This is a genomic window from Variovorax sp. ZS18.2.2 (assembly GCF_024701975.1).
In the GTDB taxonomy this organism is placed as follows: domain Bacteria; phylum Pseudomonadota; class Gammaproteobacteria; order Burkholderiales; family Burkholderiaceae_C; genus Variovorax.
Map to the genome: position 1 here is coordinate 292,618 of NZ_JANLNM010000004.1, position 13,685 is coordinate 306,302.

Consider the following 13,685-nt stretch of genomic DNA (forward strand, 5'->3'; position numbering starts at 1 on the left):
ATCGCGGCAGGCTAGATCGGCGAGATCGTCTGGACCGTCAACCGTGCCGGCGATTTCGATCTCGCTTGTCTCGTCCGGGGGGGGCACTACCAAATCGACATGGTCGGCAACGTCAAAGTCGCGGCTGCCGCAGAATCTTGAGGCCGATGCCGGAGGGCACGCCGTCGCGAGAAACCCTCACTACCGTGGATAACTGGGCTTCATGGTGACGTAGTTTTCAACGATCCACGCGGTGACCTTGGTTCTTCCTTGAACATTCGACGGCAGTTTTTCATGCACGATCCATTCGATGATGAGCCGCGTTGCCTTCGACAAGTCGGCCTTCTCCGGTCCGACAAACGAGTTGAGGTAGGCAAGGACTTCGTATCCTTCCTTGCGGCTCAACCGATCCGAATCTGCCTTGACCTTGGTCGGATCGTCCCCGGGAACGGCCGTCCAGCTGTAGTCTGTGTAGTGCAAATCAGCTTTTGTAAGTTGGGGCATGCTGTTCCTCGAAGGTTGGTTTGCAGGTGTGAGGCGGCCCGTTGCGCTGTTGCGTGCGGACGCGAGTGCTGAACAAGGACAAAGGAGGCGGCCGGATCAGTACCGCTGTCTCATATGGCCGACGACGTGAACACCAGGTGGTGACTCGCGGCATCGCGCCGCCAGCTGGTCGGGTTGCCATTGCCGAGCACGCCGACGGACGCTTTGTCGTAGCAATCGTCGCCGAAGCTGAAAGCGGCACCTGAATACACGGGATCGCCTTTGAGCAGGATGCACAGGTTCTTGTATTGATCCTGCTTCCCCTTCTTGAAACCGCCAGCCTTGAACAAGCGCCAGAAGCCGTCGCTAGCATAGCGGATGGCCACCGAGGGATTCATCATGGTGGGATCGATGTCAGGCGCGGGAGCTGGGTTGCTTACGGTGTAGTCGCTGAACAGCACCTTTGCGTATGCAGGTTTGGCAACCAACGTCTTCCAAGCTTTCCATTCAACGCGCTCGATGTCGTGCAGCCCTTGCTTGCGGCCCACGAGGTTCAGCGGGAAAGAGCCGCCTGCGAGCGTGGTGCTGCTGCACCCGGCCGCAAGCGCCTCGTCAAGATAAGGCTGTACGGCCGCAATGCACGCGGCGGGGGCGACACCCACGATCGAGAACTGATCAACGAGCAGGTGAAGCCTCGATTTGGCGATGCCCGCGCCGACCACGACCTTCACGAAATCCTTGACCTGGTCGGAGGTCACGCCGTGTGTCTGAATGCGGAGCACGAAGACCTCGAAGGCCTTGGCGAGGTCCGGCAGGTCTGCCGGACGCGCAACCATCGCCTCCGTGATGACCGGGATGATCTGACGACCTGTCAGCGCCGAGAGTCGCTTGCAGATCGAGGTGAGCACCTGGGTCTGTTTTGCATAGGTAGGCATGAAGTACCGAATGTCGATCGCGATGGGCGAGCCCTGCGGAATCGATTTGGCCATTTGCCCTCCAATCTTGGTGATGTAAGGCACCAGCGTTTCGGAGAGCGTCCCCTTCTTGGGGTCGATGGGGAGGATTTCGATCAGCGGGACCATTCCATCCCACTGGGCGCCCGTGAGCTTGCTCAAGGCGATTCGTTCCCCTTGCTTCCATTTCAGGATGGGCAAGTATTTCCATATCGCAGGCATTGGTCGTCCCTCCAGACTTGTTGTGTCTGGAGGGTACGTCACGATTACTTACATTGGATTACGGGATTTCCCAGGCATGCCACCATGCCGTGGTTTCGGTGCGTGAGCGTGTGCCGCATGCTGCCGGGGCACGCCGCCACGGCTTATGCCAAGCAGTTCAGCGCAAAGGCAACGGCATCCGGGGGGCCATCCGGCGCGAGCGAAGTCGACGGCAAGAAGCCCAACTGCCGTTCACGAAGAAAACCGGTGACAGCATCACGCAGCGTACGCATGCTGAGTTCCCGCGCGAGCATCTCTTGCAACTCGAACTTCGTGGCCCGCTTGGGAGGCAACTCGCCCCTGTGCGAGGCCAGCGCTTCGATGCATTCGGCACGCCACAACAGCATGGCCATGCTCAGGCGCTCCTGTACTGGATTGGCCTTCGGCTTGCGCAGCACGTGCAGCGAGAGCGTACCGTCCGTACGACGCGCGGCTGACCAGACGCCCCACCATGCAGGCATCAAGGCCAGACTGGCCTCGGAATAGACCGGACCCGTGACCAGCGTCACCCGGTCGAAGACGCGGTTGTAGGCATGAATTTGGTTGTGCAGGCGTGCGAATGAATCGAGATCGCTCTTCAGCTCGAAAGCGCTGAGCTGTGTGTCCACCAACGCGAGGTCTACTCGTGCCTCCCCACCTTCGATACCGAACTCTTCGAAGAGCCGTCCACCCGACTTGGTGGCGTCTGCGAGCAGTCGCGAACGAACTGCTTGGCGCAACTCGCGCTCGGTGATGGAGGGGGTGCTCATTTTATGCATTATATAATGCAGTTATGCCAAGAACAGCAAAGCCCACCACCTTGGAAGCTGTCCGGGCCCGAGAAGCACTCAGGCTGTACCTGAAGCGGCAGAGTATCTCTGTGAATGCGCTTGCTCAATCTGTAGGTGTAGGCCAACCCACAGTGAGCCGTTTTTTGAGTGGGCGGACGAAGTCCGTGACGGCAGCCATTCGGCCGCTGTTGGATTATGCAAATATTGATTTCGAAAATGGCATAACCGAGATAGGCGGCGTGCTCGATAATCCGCGTGTGCGAGACGCGCTCGAGCGTGTCTGGGACGGACGACCGGAGACGGCCGACTTGCTCGCCCGATTGATCGAGGCGTTAGGCCCCGTTCTGAAGAGCGCGCCATCGACGGCAACCAGGAACATGCAGTGACCCATCCGGATGCCAAGACCATCTACCAAGCCGTGTCGGCGATTGGCCTGACGCGCGCGCAAGTGCGTCGGCTTCTGCCTGACTGGTGGGATCCCGCACTGGAGAAGGAACGCGGCGGTGCGGCGGAGTTGGCGATGCACGTGAGCAGGCGGCTGAGCGTCGAGCTTCAGCCGCTGCTGTCGGGTCAGATCGTTCCCAAAGGTGCCATGGCCAGCGTTGCCTACAAGCACTCGGTCAACATTGAGGCGTCTTCACTCTCGGCCGCAAGCTTCATTGCGTCATCTCTTGCGCAGGCAGTGCTGGCCGCCTTGCCGATCCCGTACGTTCCGTTGCCTCCAAATCCAGGTGAGTTGCGCGCACTGGCCATGCGCGATCGCGCCGGTCAGTTCGGTTTCAGTGCCCTTCTGGACCTGTGCTGGGCCCACGGAATCCCGGTCATTCCCTTGCCACATCTGCCTGTGGGCGTGCGCAAGATGGATGGGGCCGCGCTGCAGTTGGGCGGACGTCCGGCCATCGTGATCGCGAAGAAGAAGTCGTCGCGGGCCTGGCTGAGCTTCATCCTGGCGCATGAAATCGGACACATCGCACTGGGGCATCTGCGCCCCGGATCCTCCATCATCGATGTGTCGCTTCAGGAGACGAGCACGTATGCAACCGAGTTGTCGACAGACGGCCAGGAAGCAGAAGCGGACAGCTTCGCGCTCCAGACGCTGGGTGGCGACGAGGTGACGGCGCATGTGACCAAATGGCCAGTTTTGGCTGCGCCTGTGGACATCGCGGTACTGGCCCGCGGCGCTGCTGGCGCTGTGGGTATCGAAGCGGGACACTTCGTTCTGAGGTATGCCTTTCTCACGAAGCGTTGGCCCACCGCGCTGACGGCGCTGAACTTCCTCAGTGAAGACTTGGATCCAGAGGGAGCGCTGCTGCAGCAGTTGCGCTCGCACTTGGATCTCAGCCGCGTCGCCGATGATCTGCAGGACCTCGTGTCGCAGATCACCGGCTGGGATGGAGCGAACTGAAGCGTGCGTCTGCTGATCGACGTCGACGCGCTGTGCAAGCTGGCGCACTGGGGGCTTCTCGATGAGATCCCGTTGTTGATGGGCATCCCGCTGCAAGAGTGCACCACGCTCGCCTCGTCAAAGTACCGGGCCATCAAGGCAAAGAGCAAACTCGACGGGCGTGTGTTCCACGCGGTTGAAGCGGCCGACCGCGTACTCGAAGCCATCGCCTTGATGCAGGCGCCGATAGAGCCCGCGAGTCAAAGCCTGGGTGATTTCGAAAACGTGTTGGGCATCGACGCCGGCGAGGCGGTGCTTCTCGCATCGCTCGTGGCAGCACCGGAGACAAGGCTGCTGACCGGAGACAAGCGGGCGCTGCGCGCACTTGCAGCGCTACCGCTTGAAGCGCGTGAACCGTTTCATGGCCGCGTGATCTGCGTGGAACGAATCATCGAGGCGGGGCTGAACCAGTGGGGATTGGATGCGCTGCGATCCAGGGTATGTCCTTGGAAGAAGATCGACGTCGCAGTGAACATCATCATGGGAAGTCGCTGCGACGCAGGGGAGGCCTCGGTCCGGGAGGCGCTCGCTTCGTACATCGGCGAACTGACTTCGCTGTGCGATCCCTCGCTGATCTGCGAAAAGCTCTGACTATCGCGTGGTCAGGCGCTCCGCAATTTCGCGCGCGCCGAGATCTCGCACCGACGCAAGATTTTCGAGCTGTGCCGCCCGCGGGCGTGCCTTGCCTTGTTCCCAGTGGTAGATCGTTTGCCCGGAAACGCCGATCAGTTGCCCATAGCTCGCCGCGGAGAGCCCGAGCTTTGCGCGGTGTGCCGCCAACCTGGTTGCGCTGAATCGGCGCTTCGTGGCTGCTGCCGCCTCATTGTCCGAACCAACTGCTGTGGTGGGGCGCTTCGAACCCTTAGCAACACGACGCAGCTCCTTCTCGAGTGAATTCACTTGGCGACGTAGCTCGGCAATCGATGAGCGATGGGCGACGGATGCCTTCTTGAGTGTTTCTATCTCAGCGCGAACTTCTTTGCGAGCAACGCGGGAAATTTCGGCTTTGAGGATCGAGGCGATGTTTGGCATGGACACATTGTGCCGCGCCGTTGCAGCGCTAGACAAAGCGGTCGTTCAGATCTGTGATCTCGGCGCGTTTGCCTGTCATATCATCGACGGAGAAAGCGGCAGTGCTGATTCCAATGCGCTATAGCGTCAACGTCATGCGTAGCCGCGTCATTCTGGACGCGCCACTAGTCATGATTGGATAACTCCACAAACTGTTTCGATGACCGAAGGGCTCATTGTCGGTTCTCACTGACCCTCGAATTTTTCTCACTGAGTTCTGAACTCTTAACGCACCGAACCACAACGGGCTGCTGCAGTCGGTTTCGCGCCCGCGAAACTCCCCAGACAGCCGGGCGCCGCCGGCCTGGCGCTCAATCGGCAGAATGCGGAGCTAGAACTTCGGAGCCGGTGCCTTCTCGCAGAACAGGGTCACCGGATATGCCCACCCGCCCCTTCCCATCTGCGTATAGGCGCCGTTCAAACGGCTGATCGACAGGTCGTAGGGCTCCACGTGCCCTTTCGCGTCTCTCAGCTGTGCAACCCACCGAATTTGTGTGTCGCTGAATAAGGCGGGCAGGCCGTTCATCGTCCGGGCCTCAGCGTCCATCACGATGACAAGCGGGGAACCCCCATCGCGCGCCGCGCAGAGCAGGCGCATAGGAGCTGCGATAGCCCCCTGCGAGACCAAGCACGCGATCGTCAAACTCGCTGCGGCTCGGACCGGTTGAACCTTCATTTCTTCGCTCCTGTGGTGGTGCGCAGCATAGCGGGCTTGACGCATAAAACACCGATTGCAAGACGCCGTTATGGGCCTTCCAGAAGAAGGCTCCACCAGTCGTGTTGCTCGTGTCCTGGCCGCGCCGCGGGCACGGCAAAATGCGCTCTGACTGTTGCGACTCGTGCATCATGGTCGAGCGCATGGTGCATCGGCAGAGCGAGCGGATCTAGAACCAATATTTAACCGGAGAGAGAAGATGGCCATGGTCAAATGCAGGGAGTGCCAGAAAGAAATCAGCAGCGAGGCGAAGACTTGCCCCCACTGCGGCGCCGCGAAGAAAAAGAAGCCCGGCTTCTTGCGGAACACCATCTACGGCATAGTGATCATCGTTGGCGTGCTCTTCATCATTGGAACGATGTCTGACCCGAAGGAGCGGGCATCCACCAGCGCGAGTGCCAACGCAAGCACTCCGGGCGCACCTGCCGTACCAGCGTTCGACTTTGAAACCACGCCTGCCCAGCTCGCCGCCGCCTACGACGAAAATACCGTGGCGGCAGACAACCAGTACAAGGGCAGGCGCTACAAAGTCACCGGTGCGGTGGATTCGATCAACACCGGCTTCGGTGGGGGCATCTACATCACCATGAAAGGCGGCAACCCGTTCCTTCAGCCGCAGTTCGCGTTAGAGGACTCCGAAAAGAACGCCGCCGCCGCGCTGAAGAAAGGACAGAAAGCAACCTTGATCTGCACCGGCGCGGGCGACATCGCGAAGACGCCGATGTCGAGGAAGTGCGTCTTTTCGTAGGCAAGCATTTCTTGTGTCAGGCAAGCCGCCCGTGGAGAAGCTTTCCTGCACCGCCCTTTAGCTCGTTGCGGTCAATAAGCTTGCCTCGAAACTGGAAGTCCCGATCAATGCGGACGATAAGCAACTGCTCGAAGTTGCCCTGGCTCTTGACCGATGCGCGGTCGCTGGCCTTCTCGGGCGAGATGGTCTTCACTTCAACAAGCTTGCCGCCAATCGTTCCGTCCGAGCCCGGCGCGTGGGTCGCATGGCGGCGAAGCCCAAACTTGATCTCTGCGTAGATTTCTCCGAGTTCCCCCCAGACTTGTAGGTATCGCCCAGTGTTCTCAAAATGGCGTGCCGCGCAGTCAACTAAATCTCGGAAAATTTCCGTCTGTTCAAGGATGCTGAACGGAAAACCGTCTCTGCTTCCAACAGGCTGGATTGACCGAGCATCCTCCTCTAGAACGTGTTCAAGCTGCTCATCGGCCCACTCTCTGTCGACGTACTTCCATTCCCAAGGGGCAACTCCTGTGCCCGCGGCATCAGCGATGTCCTCGGCGCTGTAGCCGCGCTCGCGCATCTCATACAGAAATTCCCAGTCGCTCACGATTGCTCCTCGGCTCTTGCCGTCTGACTTTTGACCGATATGCCGTCAGACGGCCCCAAGTAGCGACGCACCGCGCGGCCAAGACGACCGATGCTCCAGTGTCGAGGTCGCAATTTAGCCGCTAAATTCCAAACTTAGTGATACACAACCCGAGGAATTCAGAGCTCAGTGAGACAGCGGTTCAGACCGCCGTGACCCAAATCCGCCTAAATTGTTGGCGCAGCGGGTTTTCGAGTTCAGAACTCAATGCCGATCGACACTCATGTCGATGACCAGGCCAGGATCGAACGCCTTGTTCTCGATCCTGCCGCTCCAGTTCACGTAGCCGCGCGGATTGCATACGACCCGGCAAGAGCGGGCACGATAGTCGAACGACTGATGCGTGTGGCCGTGGAACCAGAGAACGGGTACGTCAAAGAATGCATCCGGAAGCTCGTTGACGAAGGCCCCCGAGGCCCAGTCATCGGCGTAGCGCTGCGCCAGTGAGCCACGATGAGGTGCGTGGTGCGTCACGACCACCGTCGGTCCGGCGAACGGTTCTGCCAGCCTGTCACGCAGCCAGGCTCGCTGTGCCTGATGAATCCGCAGCGTGTCGGCCGCTTGAAGCTTTCTTCCCTGCTTGTCGCGCCAGGTATCGGGTTCTGCCGACTCGTCGACCGTGCGGATCAGCGCGTAATCATTCAACAGGTTGGTCGCCATCTTCATGGCGCGCCCGACATCGCTGATCGGACCTTCAGGCGTTTTGATGGCGAGCGCGAAGTCGGTCCAAAGCGTCGCGCCGAGGAAGCGTACGCCGTCGATCACCAGCTCGTCACCGTCGAGCAGATGGACATTGCTGCCTTCGGCTTCGCGGCGCGCTTCGGCCAATGTCGTGTCCAGGCGGCCATCGTAGTACTCGTGGTTTCCAAGCAGGTACACCACGGGCTTGTTGCGAAAGCGATCAGCGGCCCATTGGACGGCGCGTTTGGCCGGTGAATGAATGTCGCCGGCGAGAATGACGACATCGAACTCTAGATCGGGCGATGGTTCGAACGGAGCGAACTCGAGGTGCAGGTCTGAAAGAATCAACACTTTCATTGAATCGCCCCTTCAAAGCGCGCACGAAGCTCGGCACTGGCCTTGTCGTCGAAGCCGGTGAATGAGCCACACACCACCAGGTGGTCCTTGCAGCGATCGAACTGCCAATAGGCATCGTCGAGTGCGACCCATGGCTCGTCGACCGCATCGTGGATCTGTAGCCAAGCGAGGATTTCTCCTTCACGCTTCCTGTACGGCGGCTGAAGGCCAAACCCCGAAGGAGGGGTAGCTCCAACGATGCGGGCCCGGATGTCGCTGGAGAACGGCTTCAGCAGCGTCTTGTTGAGCAGGTGCTCACGCCAGGACGAACTGATCACGATCTTCACGAATGGGAACTCGCGCAACAACGCCTCCAGGCGCGGCAGGAAGCAGAAGTCGACGCCGCCGTTGTGGATGTGGTCCTCCCCTTCGGGATGTAGCACGCCGTCGAAGTCGAGGAAAAGGATCACTCCGAGCCTCCTACTCGATCACCATCAAGCGGCCACGCGAGGTGCAAGCCCATGCCGACCCCGAAGGCGCAGAACTGCGCCGCAGCGGCTTTCATACAACCCCGCCGTTTCGAATTGCGTTGAGGATGGATCGCACCTTTTCTGAGCCGCCCTCGGTTGCGAACGCTGCTGGTGTTTGACCGTCGAACAGCTTGTGCGGCTTACCCAGCCAGTCCTGGGCCGCGACACCGAACACCTCGGCTGCGAGATCGAGCAAGTCTTGTGAAGGGCCTTCCGATTCAGTACTGTTCTGGGGATCAGTTGGCCACGCCAAGTGCGAGCCCATGTCGACTCCGAAGGCGCGGAACGGTGCCGCGGCAGTTGTCAGGCCTTCGGCGAGATAGTCGATGTACTGATGGTGGTGGCCATGGACCACCAGCTGGACACCGAGCGTCTCGGCAAGCTCGTCGATCACCTGCCAGCCGTGCGGGTGGGCCGCCGGTGCCTCGTGCGTCACCAGAATGTCGGAGTGGCCGCTCTGCAGCAGTTGCTGGTAGTCGGCCGGGAAGATGGAGGACCGGTGCTTGCGGGAGATGCCGTCGCGCCACCGTTCCTCGCGCTTCATGGTGCGGCGCATGGCATCGCTCGACTGGAACGCCGCCTCCTCGATCGGCCGCTGCGGATCCCAGATCTTGCGGCGAAAGATGCCGCCCAGGCCTGCGACCTTGAATCCGGCGATCTCGACGATGCGTCCGTGTAGGTTGCGGGTGGCGAGCTCTGATCCCCACAGGTTGTCGTAGTCGGCATCGGAGTCCGTGTCGTGGTTCCCGTGGATGAACCAGATCTCGGTGAGATCCAGGATCGGCCTTAGCTCGTCGTGCAGAGGTCGGCGCGCCTGGATGTCACCCAGCAGCACGATCGCCTCAGGCTGAAGGCGCTCAACCGCGGCAATCACCGGATCGAGATCGCCGTGCGGGTCGCCGAAGAACATCAGCTTGGGCTTCGACTGGTTGTGCTCGGATCGCGCATGGAGGTCCGATGAGATGAGCGGTTTCATTGCATATGCCGATGGCGGTTCATCGTCCAGCCGCGAACCGCAGGAAGTGCGAGCGCAGTTCCTGGAAGCTGTCTTGATCGAATGCACGCTTGGGATCGGTGAGGACGAGCCGCGCGAAGCCCGCTTCGAAGTGCGAGGGCCAATCGTCGAGTGCGACCCATTCCGCGTCGCTGCGGCCATTCCCATCGAGCCAGGCCTGGATTTCCAACTGGCGCCCGTGGTGGACGGCCGCATTGGGATCAATTTGCGGCGTCGCTCCGATGATCCGGTGCCGAATGTCAGCACTGAAATACCGCTGCAGTTGCTCGATGCTCTCGGCCAGTCGCCAATCCGACGAGATGACGACGTCGACAGACTCGAACTCTCGAAGAAGCTCTTCCAGCCGCGGCAAATGGCTGAAGAACCTGCTGCTGAACGAGTAGTCCACGCCGACAGGATGGAGAACACCATCGACATCCAGGAACAGCAAATCGCTGGAATCGCCCGTGTAGCCGGTGGCAACATGGGTCAGCGTCGCTTCTGCCATGGGTAGACGGCAAGTACAGGGCTTCATCATCCAACAAGCCCCGCCTGGAAGGACTCAAGGAGATTGAGCACATCGGCAGCTCGTCCTTCGGCTACCAGCGACTCGGCGGTCCTGTAATCAAACAGCGCGAGTGGCTCGTTCCTGTACCAGAGGATGGCCGCCTCGAGGTCCCCACCCGAGACCGCAGTCGCGGCAGCCAGCACTTGCTGGATCGTGCGGATAGATGACTGGATGTCACTCATAGATCGACCACGAGTTCGGGGTTGAACTGCTTGTTCTCCAGGCCGCGGCCATGCTGCAAGTATCCACGGGGATTGCACACCACCCGGCAGTTGCCGACTTGATAGTCGAAGCTCTCGTGGATGTGGCCATGCACCCAGAGTGACGGCACTTCGAAGAAGGAACTTGGGAGCTCGCTCACAAAGGCTGCGGACAGCCAGTCGGACTGATAGTGCCGCGCGAGAGAGTTTCGATGCGGGGCGTGGTGGGTCACAACCACCGTTGGCCCGTCGAAGGGCTCGGCCAGCTTCTGGGCCAGCCAGGCGCGGTCACGCTGGTGGAGCGCCAGTGTGTCCTCGGGTACCAGGCGGCGCTTTCTTGACTTGGCTGCTACCACGGGTGCGTCGGAGGATTCCTGCGCCTCGGCCCACCGGATCGATGAGTAGTCGTTGAGACGGACTTTCGCCGCCTTTATGGCCCGCTCGGTGTCGGTCAGAGTTCCCGTCTTGGTCTGGATCGGCAGTTCGAAGTCTGTCCACAGCGTGCAGCCCAGAAAGCGGACGCCGGCGATCACGGCCTCGCCGGGTGCCAGGAGATGCACGTTGCACGAACTCGCGGTGAGCGCCATTTCCTTGAGCGTGGTCTGCAAAACGCCTTGAAAGAACTCGTGGTTGCCAGGCACCAGGACGATGGGGACCGTCTCCCCAAAGTTCCCCGCCCGCCGGGCCCAGCGCATGGCCTTGGAACCGGGGACGAAGATGTCCCCAGCAAGGATCACTGCGTCGTAGTCGACCTTCGGGACGAGAAAGGTCCCGAACTCGAGGTGAAGGTCCGAAAGGATGAGCAGTTTCACGTCGGTAGGCCCTTCTCTTCAGCAGCGCATTCAGGACATCAGGATCGAGAGCTTGGCGTTCCATGCCTCGCCATCGGACCTGGAGGGTACGGCGACGCGGATCGTCGGGCGATCGAAGTCACTGGTCTCGAAGAGGAAGTGCACGTGCTGAAAGCGAAGCACCGGGTTCCTGGGATATTCGGTCCACTTGAGCTGCCAGGTGTTGAAGTACTCGAAATCGACCGTTCGGGCTTTCTTTCCGCGGTTGACGATGCAGGCCTTGCGCGCATCCGGATCGAACAGGATGCAGGTTTCATCCCAATCGCCCAGCATGCGGCGCGGATCGACCGGGAAGAAGGTCGCACCGGATGCCTGCCCTTGTTCCCGCAACATCTGCTCGCGTCCGGTCTGAATCGAACGAGGCAATGCGATCCAGGTCCAGTAGAAGAGTACCAAGACGACGGCAAGGGCCAGCAGGAGCGGGATTTCCATGTTCAGTTGACCGGCCAGATCTGATGCCGAATGCTGAACGAAGTGGGCATGCCGTAGTGTGTGAACTGCGCTCCGCTCTCATCTTCGAGGACCAGAAGGTCGACTTGATCGGCATCGGCGCTGGTCGCCGACCAGATCTTCCGAATGTCTCGAATTTGCCAGCGATCGGGATCGCTCTCCGTCGGCGCCAGATACTGAACGTGCCGCAGCGACTGCGGCCCCACGCTCTCAAAGAGATCGAGGAAATCGCTCTCATAGATCAGCAAAGCTCGCTCTGGGACCTCGAGGTCGTCTTCTTGCACCACCCAGGTCGGGAAGAAAGCAGGAATGGTCAAGTTCAACTGGACTGCTCTCCAACATCTCGCTCCAGGCCCGGCCAGCATGGAAGAGATCCTCACCTCGTGCGAATCCATCGTCATAAACATAAAAAATGAATCCTATAGGTCGCAGCTCTATGTGAGGCTTGGTCGCAGATACCTTGTTGATCTGATCCTCAAGTAATTCAACAACCTGCACAAATGCCGCTCATTGCCACCAAAAAAGCTATCGTGCTACTTAAACGCATCTAATCGCTATCTTAGTGCTGTCGATAAAAAATGCTAGACAGGGAATTCTTGGTGGATGGGCCAACCTCAACCAAGAACGCAGAGCGCAAGGCAAAGGGTGGCGTTCCATCTACGTGTCATCCGCGCGGAACGCCGCATCTCCCAGGAGCAGCTTGCAGAGGCTGCCGGGCTTCATCGGACGTTTGTAGGGGCAGTCGAGAGGGAGGAGAGGAATATCTCCATCGACAATCTCGAGCGCCTTGCAACTGCACTGGATGTCGACGTTTCGCTTCTCGTTTCGCCGGTGATTCGGCGCTCCTAGCGACCGGCCGGAGTACCAATCTGGCGGTACAGCTCCGCATGCTCCTGGGGCTGGCCTCGGCTGCGCCGTGGTGGAACGACTCGCATGCTCTGAGCAGGGACTTCCACTGAGTTCACCCTTCTGCAGCAGAATGAAATGCGAAGCCTGATTTGCTGCCGTCGCTGAAAACTGCTTGACTACCTTACTGCGGCAAGTGGCGAGGGTTGTGATTCCCGCTGAATCAATGAGACGAGGGTCGTAGCCTCGGGGCAGGTCGTCTCTCAGGCAGGGGGGCCGAATCCATCCATAGCGGAGCGAATGAGAGCCGCTGGCGCTTCGCGGAGAAAGGTCTGTTCGTTCACGACGGCGCGGCCCTTACCGAGATCGCATGAAGACAATGGATTAGCTTTCAAACACAGCCAAATCCTTCCACTTCGGGATCTGTTCCCCAATACAGGGGGCGATTGTCGGGCTTCACAATCTTTTCGGCGCCCATGACGGAAAAGCCTCAACCAGAACAAGCAGTTAGCAAGTTAAAGCCACCATATCAAGGGCGTAATCCAATACCCTTCCCGCCCGAGACGCACACCATGACCTTGTCGCCCTCTTCGATCATGTTGTAGTCGACGATGGCGCGGCCGACCTCGCGGCACAGGCGCTTCTCGAGCTTGTGCGTCTCGCGCTCGATCTTCAGCGAGTTGGTGGGCGCGGCGACGGTCGTGGCGTCGGCAGGCGCCTCGTCGATCCAGACGGCGTTCATTGGTGGGCTACTTCAGGCAAAACGGGGGAAAGGACCCCGATTTTGCCTTGGATCACCATTCCCCGGCTTCCATGCGGATCGCCACTTCGCAGTCGTCGAAGATTTCGAGCTTGGCGATCTTCACCCGCACGCCCAGCACGCCGGGCAGTTGCAGCAGGCGGTGCACCACCTTGCCGATCAGGCTCTCCAGCAGGTTGACGTGCTCGGCGGTGCACTCGTCGATGATGATCAGGCGCACCTTGCCGTAGTCGAGCACGTGGAAGATGTCGTCGTCCTGCGGCAGCAGCGGCTGCTGGCCCATGCTGAGTTCGGCATCGACCTGGATCGGCTGCGGCGCGACCTTCTCGTGGTCGAGGATGCCCAGGTTGGCGTTGAAGCGCAGGCCCAGCAGGGTGAGGGTCTGGCGGCCGTGGGTGTGGGAGGAGGACATGGTGGTGG

20 protein-coding genes and 1 pseudogene are annotated in these 13,685 nt (G+C 60.2%); 5 read left to right on the forward strand and 16 right to left on the reverse strand.

What is annotated here, in order from left to right:
* Positions 1 to 180: 180 nt before the first annotated feature.
* The 3 genes from NU688_RS18190 to NU688_RS18200 form a co-directional block, all read right to left on the reverse strand.
* Positions 181 to 483 (reverse strand): hypothetical protein, encoded by a 303-nt coding sequence (locus tag NU688_RS18190; protein WP_257862177.1) that lies wholly within the window; start codon positions 481 to 483, stop codon positions 181 to 183.
* Between the two features lie 110 nt (positions 484 to 593).
* Positions 594 to 1,637 (reverse strand): beta family protein, encoded by a 1,044-nt coding sequence (locus NU688_RS18195; RefSeq protein WP_257862178.1) that lies wholly within the window; start codon positions 1,635 to 1,637, stop codon positions 594 to 596.
* Positions 1,638 to 1,780: 143 nt separating this feature from the next.
* A complete protein-coding gene (locus NU688_RS18200) occupies positions 1,781 to 2,425 on the reverse strand; it encodes a sce7726 family protein (protein WP_257862179.1) in 645 nt (214 codons plus the stop codon).
* A gap of 185 nt (positions 2,426 to 2,610) precedes the next feature.
* On the opposite strand from NU688_RS18200, the gene NU688_RS18205 reads away from it, so the two are divergent.
* The 3 genes from NU688_RS18205 to NU688_RS18215 are packed head-to-tail and all read left to right on the forward strand — an operon-like array spanning position 2,611 to position 4,481.
* A complete protein-coding gene (locus tag NU688_RS18205) occupies positions 2,611 to 2,832 on the forward strand; it encodes a hypothetical protein (protein ID WP_257862180.1) in 222 nt (73 codons plus the stop codon).
* Positions 2,829 to 3,851, forward strand: coding sequence for an ImmA/IrrE family metallo-endopeptidase (locus NU688_RS18210; RefSeq protein WP_257862181.1), 1,023 nt, complete (start codon positions 2,829 to 2,831; stop codon positions 3,849 to 3,851). Before NU688_RS18205 ends, NU688_RS18210 begins: the two co-directional genes overlap by 4 nt.
* A 3-nt stretch (positions 3,852 to 3,854) precedes the next feature.
* Positions 3,855 to 4,481 (forward strand): hypothetical protein, encoded by a 627-nt coding sequence (locus tag NU688_RS18215; RefSeq protein WP_257862182.1) that lies wholly within the window; start codon positions 3,855 to 3,857, stop codon positions 4,479 to 4,481.
* On the opposite strand, the gene NU688_RS18220 is transcribed toward NU688_RS18215, so the two are convergent.
* The gene (locus NU688_RS18220) at positions 4,482 to 4,922 is read right to left on the reverse strand and encodes a helix-turn-helix transcriptional regulator (RefSeq protein WP_257862184.1); all 441 of its coding nucleotides are present in this window, start codon (positions 4,920 to 4,922) and stop codon (positions 4,482 to 4,484) included.
* Positions 4,923 to 5,292: 370 nt separating this feature from the next.
* Positions 5,293 to 5,637: a hypothetical protein gene (locus tag NU688_RS18225; RefSeq protein WP_257862186.1), complete on the reverse strand. Its 345-nt coding sequence runs from the start codon at positions 5,635 to 5,637 to the stop codon at positions 5,293 to 5,295.
* 238 nt (positions 5,638 to 5,875) lie between these two features.
* Here NU688_RS18225 and NU688_RS18230 point away from each other — a divergent pair, with 238 nt between their 5' ends.
* Complete coding sequence (locus NU688_RS18230) at positions 5,876 to 6,424, forward strand: zinc-ribbon domain-containing protein (RefSeq protein ID WP_257862187.1); 549 nt, start codon at positions 5,876 to 5,878, stop codon at positions 6,422 to 6,424.
* 16 nt (positions 6,425 to 6,440) lie between these two features.
* Here NU688_RS18230 and NU688_RS18235 read toward each other — a convergent pair whose 3' ends face one another.
* From NU688_RS18235 to NU688_RS18275, 9 genes are all read right to left on the reverse strand, one after another.
* Positions 6,441 to 7,010 carry a hypothetical protein gene (locus NU688_RS18235; RefSeq protein WP_257862188.1) on the reverse strand — a complete coding sequence of 190 codons (570 nt, stop codon included), beginning with the start codon at positions 7,008 to 7,010 and terminating at the stop codon, positions 6,441 to 6,443.
* Between the two features lie 243 nt (positions 7,011 to 7,253).
* Complete coding sequence (locus NU688_RS18240) at positions 7,254 to 8,087, reverse strand: metallophosphoesterase (protein ID WP_257862190.1); 834 nt, start codon at positions 8,085 to 8,087, stop codon at positions 7,254 to 7,256.
* Positions 8,084 to 8,536: an HAD domain-containing protein gene (locus NU688_RS18245; RefSeq protein ID WP_257862192.1), complete on the reverse strand. Its 453-nt coding sequence runs from the start codon at positions 8,534 to 8,536 to the stop codon at positions 8,084 to 8,086. Before NU688_RS18245 ends, NU688_RS18240 begins: the two co-directional genes overlap by 4 nt.
* A gap of 91 nt (positions 8,537 to 8,627) precedes the next feature.
* Positions 8,628 to 9,572 (reverse strand): metallophosphoesterase, encoded by a 945-nt coding sequence (locus NU688_RS18250; RefSeq protein WP_257862193.1) that lies wholly within the window; start codon positions 9,570 to 9,572, stop codon positions 8,628 to 8,630.
* Between the two features lie 19 nt (positions 9,573 to 9,591).
* Positions 9,592 to 10,098 carry an HAD domain-containing protein gene (locus tag NU688_RS18255; RefSeq protein WP_257862194.1) on the reverse strand — a complete coding sequence of 169 codons (507 nt, stop codon included), beginning with the start codon at positions 10,096 to 10,098 and terminating at the stop codon, positions 9,592 to 9,594.
* 26 nt (positions 10,099 to 10,124) lie between these two features.
* Complete coding sequence (locus tag NU688_RS18260) at positions 10,125 to 10,340, reverse strand: antitoxin Xre/MbcA/ParS toxin-binding domain-containing protein (protein ID WP_257862196.1); 216 nt, start codon at positions 10,338 to 10,340, stop codon at positions 10,125 to 10,127.
* On the reverse strand, positions 10,337 to 11,170 hold the full coding sequence (locus NU688_RS18265; RefSeq protein WP_257862198.1) for a metallophosphoesterase: 834 nt from the start codon (positions 11,168 to 11,170) through the stop codon (positions 10,337 to 10,339). The genes NU688_RS18260 and NU688_RS18265 overlap by 4 nt, the downstream gene beginning before the upstream one ends.
* A gap of 30 nt (positions 11,171 to 11,200) precedes the next feature.
* Positions 11,201 to 11,641 (reverse strand): hypothetical protein, encoded by a 441-nt coding sequence (locus tag NU688_RS18270; RefSeq protein WP_257862200.1) that lies wholly within the window; start codon positions 11,639 to 11,641, stop codon positions 11,201 to 11,203.
* A 2-nt stretch (positions 11,642 to 11,643) separates the two neighbouring features.
* Positions 11,644 to 11,976 carry a hypothetical protein gene (locus NU688_RS18275; RefSeq protein ID WP_257862201.1) on the reverse strand — a complete coding sequence of 111 codons (333 nt, stop codon included), beginning with the start codon at positions 11,974 to 11,976 and terminating at the stop codon, positions 11,644 to 11,646.
* Between the two features lie 286 nt (positions 11,977 to 12,262).
* Between NU688_RS18275 and NU688_RS18280 the strand changes: the two genes are divergently transcribed.
* A complete protein-coding gene (locus tag NU688_RS18280) occupies positions 12,263 to 12,508 on the forward strand; it encodes a helix-turn-helix domain-containing protein (protein WP_257862202.1) in 246 nt (81 codons plus the stop codon).
* 547 nt (positions 12,509 to 13,055) lie between these two features.
* On the opposite strand, the pseudogene NU688_RS18285 reads toward NU688_RS18280, so the two are convergent.
* Positions 13,056 to 13,247, reverse strand: a pseudogene (locus tag NU688_RS18285) (tRNA 2-thiocytidine(32) synthetase TtcA); the annotation flags it as partial.
* Positions 13,248 to 13,299: 52 nt separating this feature from the next.
* Positions 13,300 to 13,677, reverse strand: a complete 378-nt coding sequence (locus NU688_RS18290) for a dihydroneopterin aldolase (RefSeq protein WP_206177330.1) — start codon at positions 13,675 to 13,677, stop codon at positions 13,300 to 13,302.
* Positions 13,678 to 13,685: the final 8 nt, after the last annotated feature.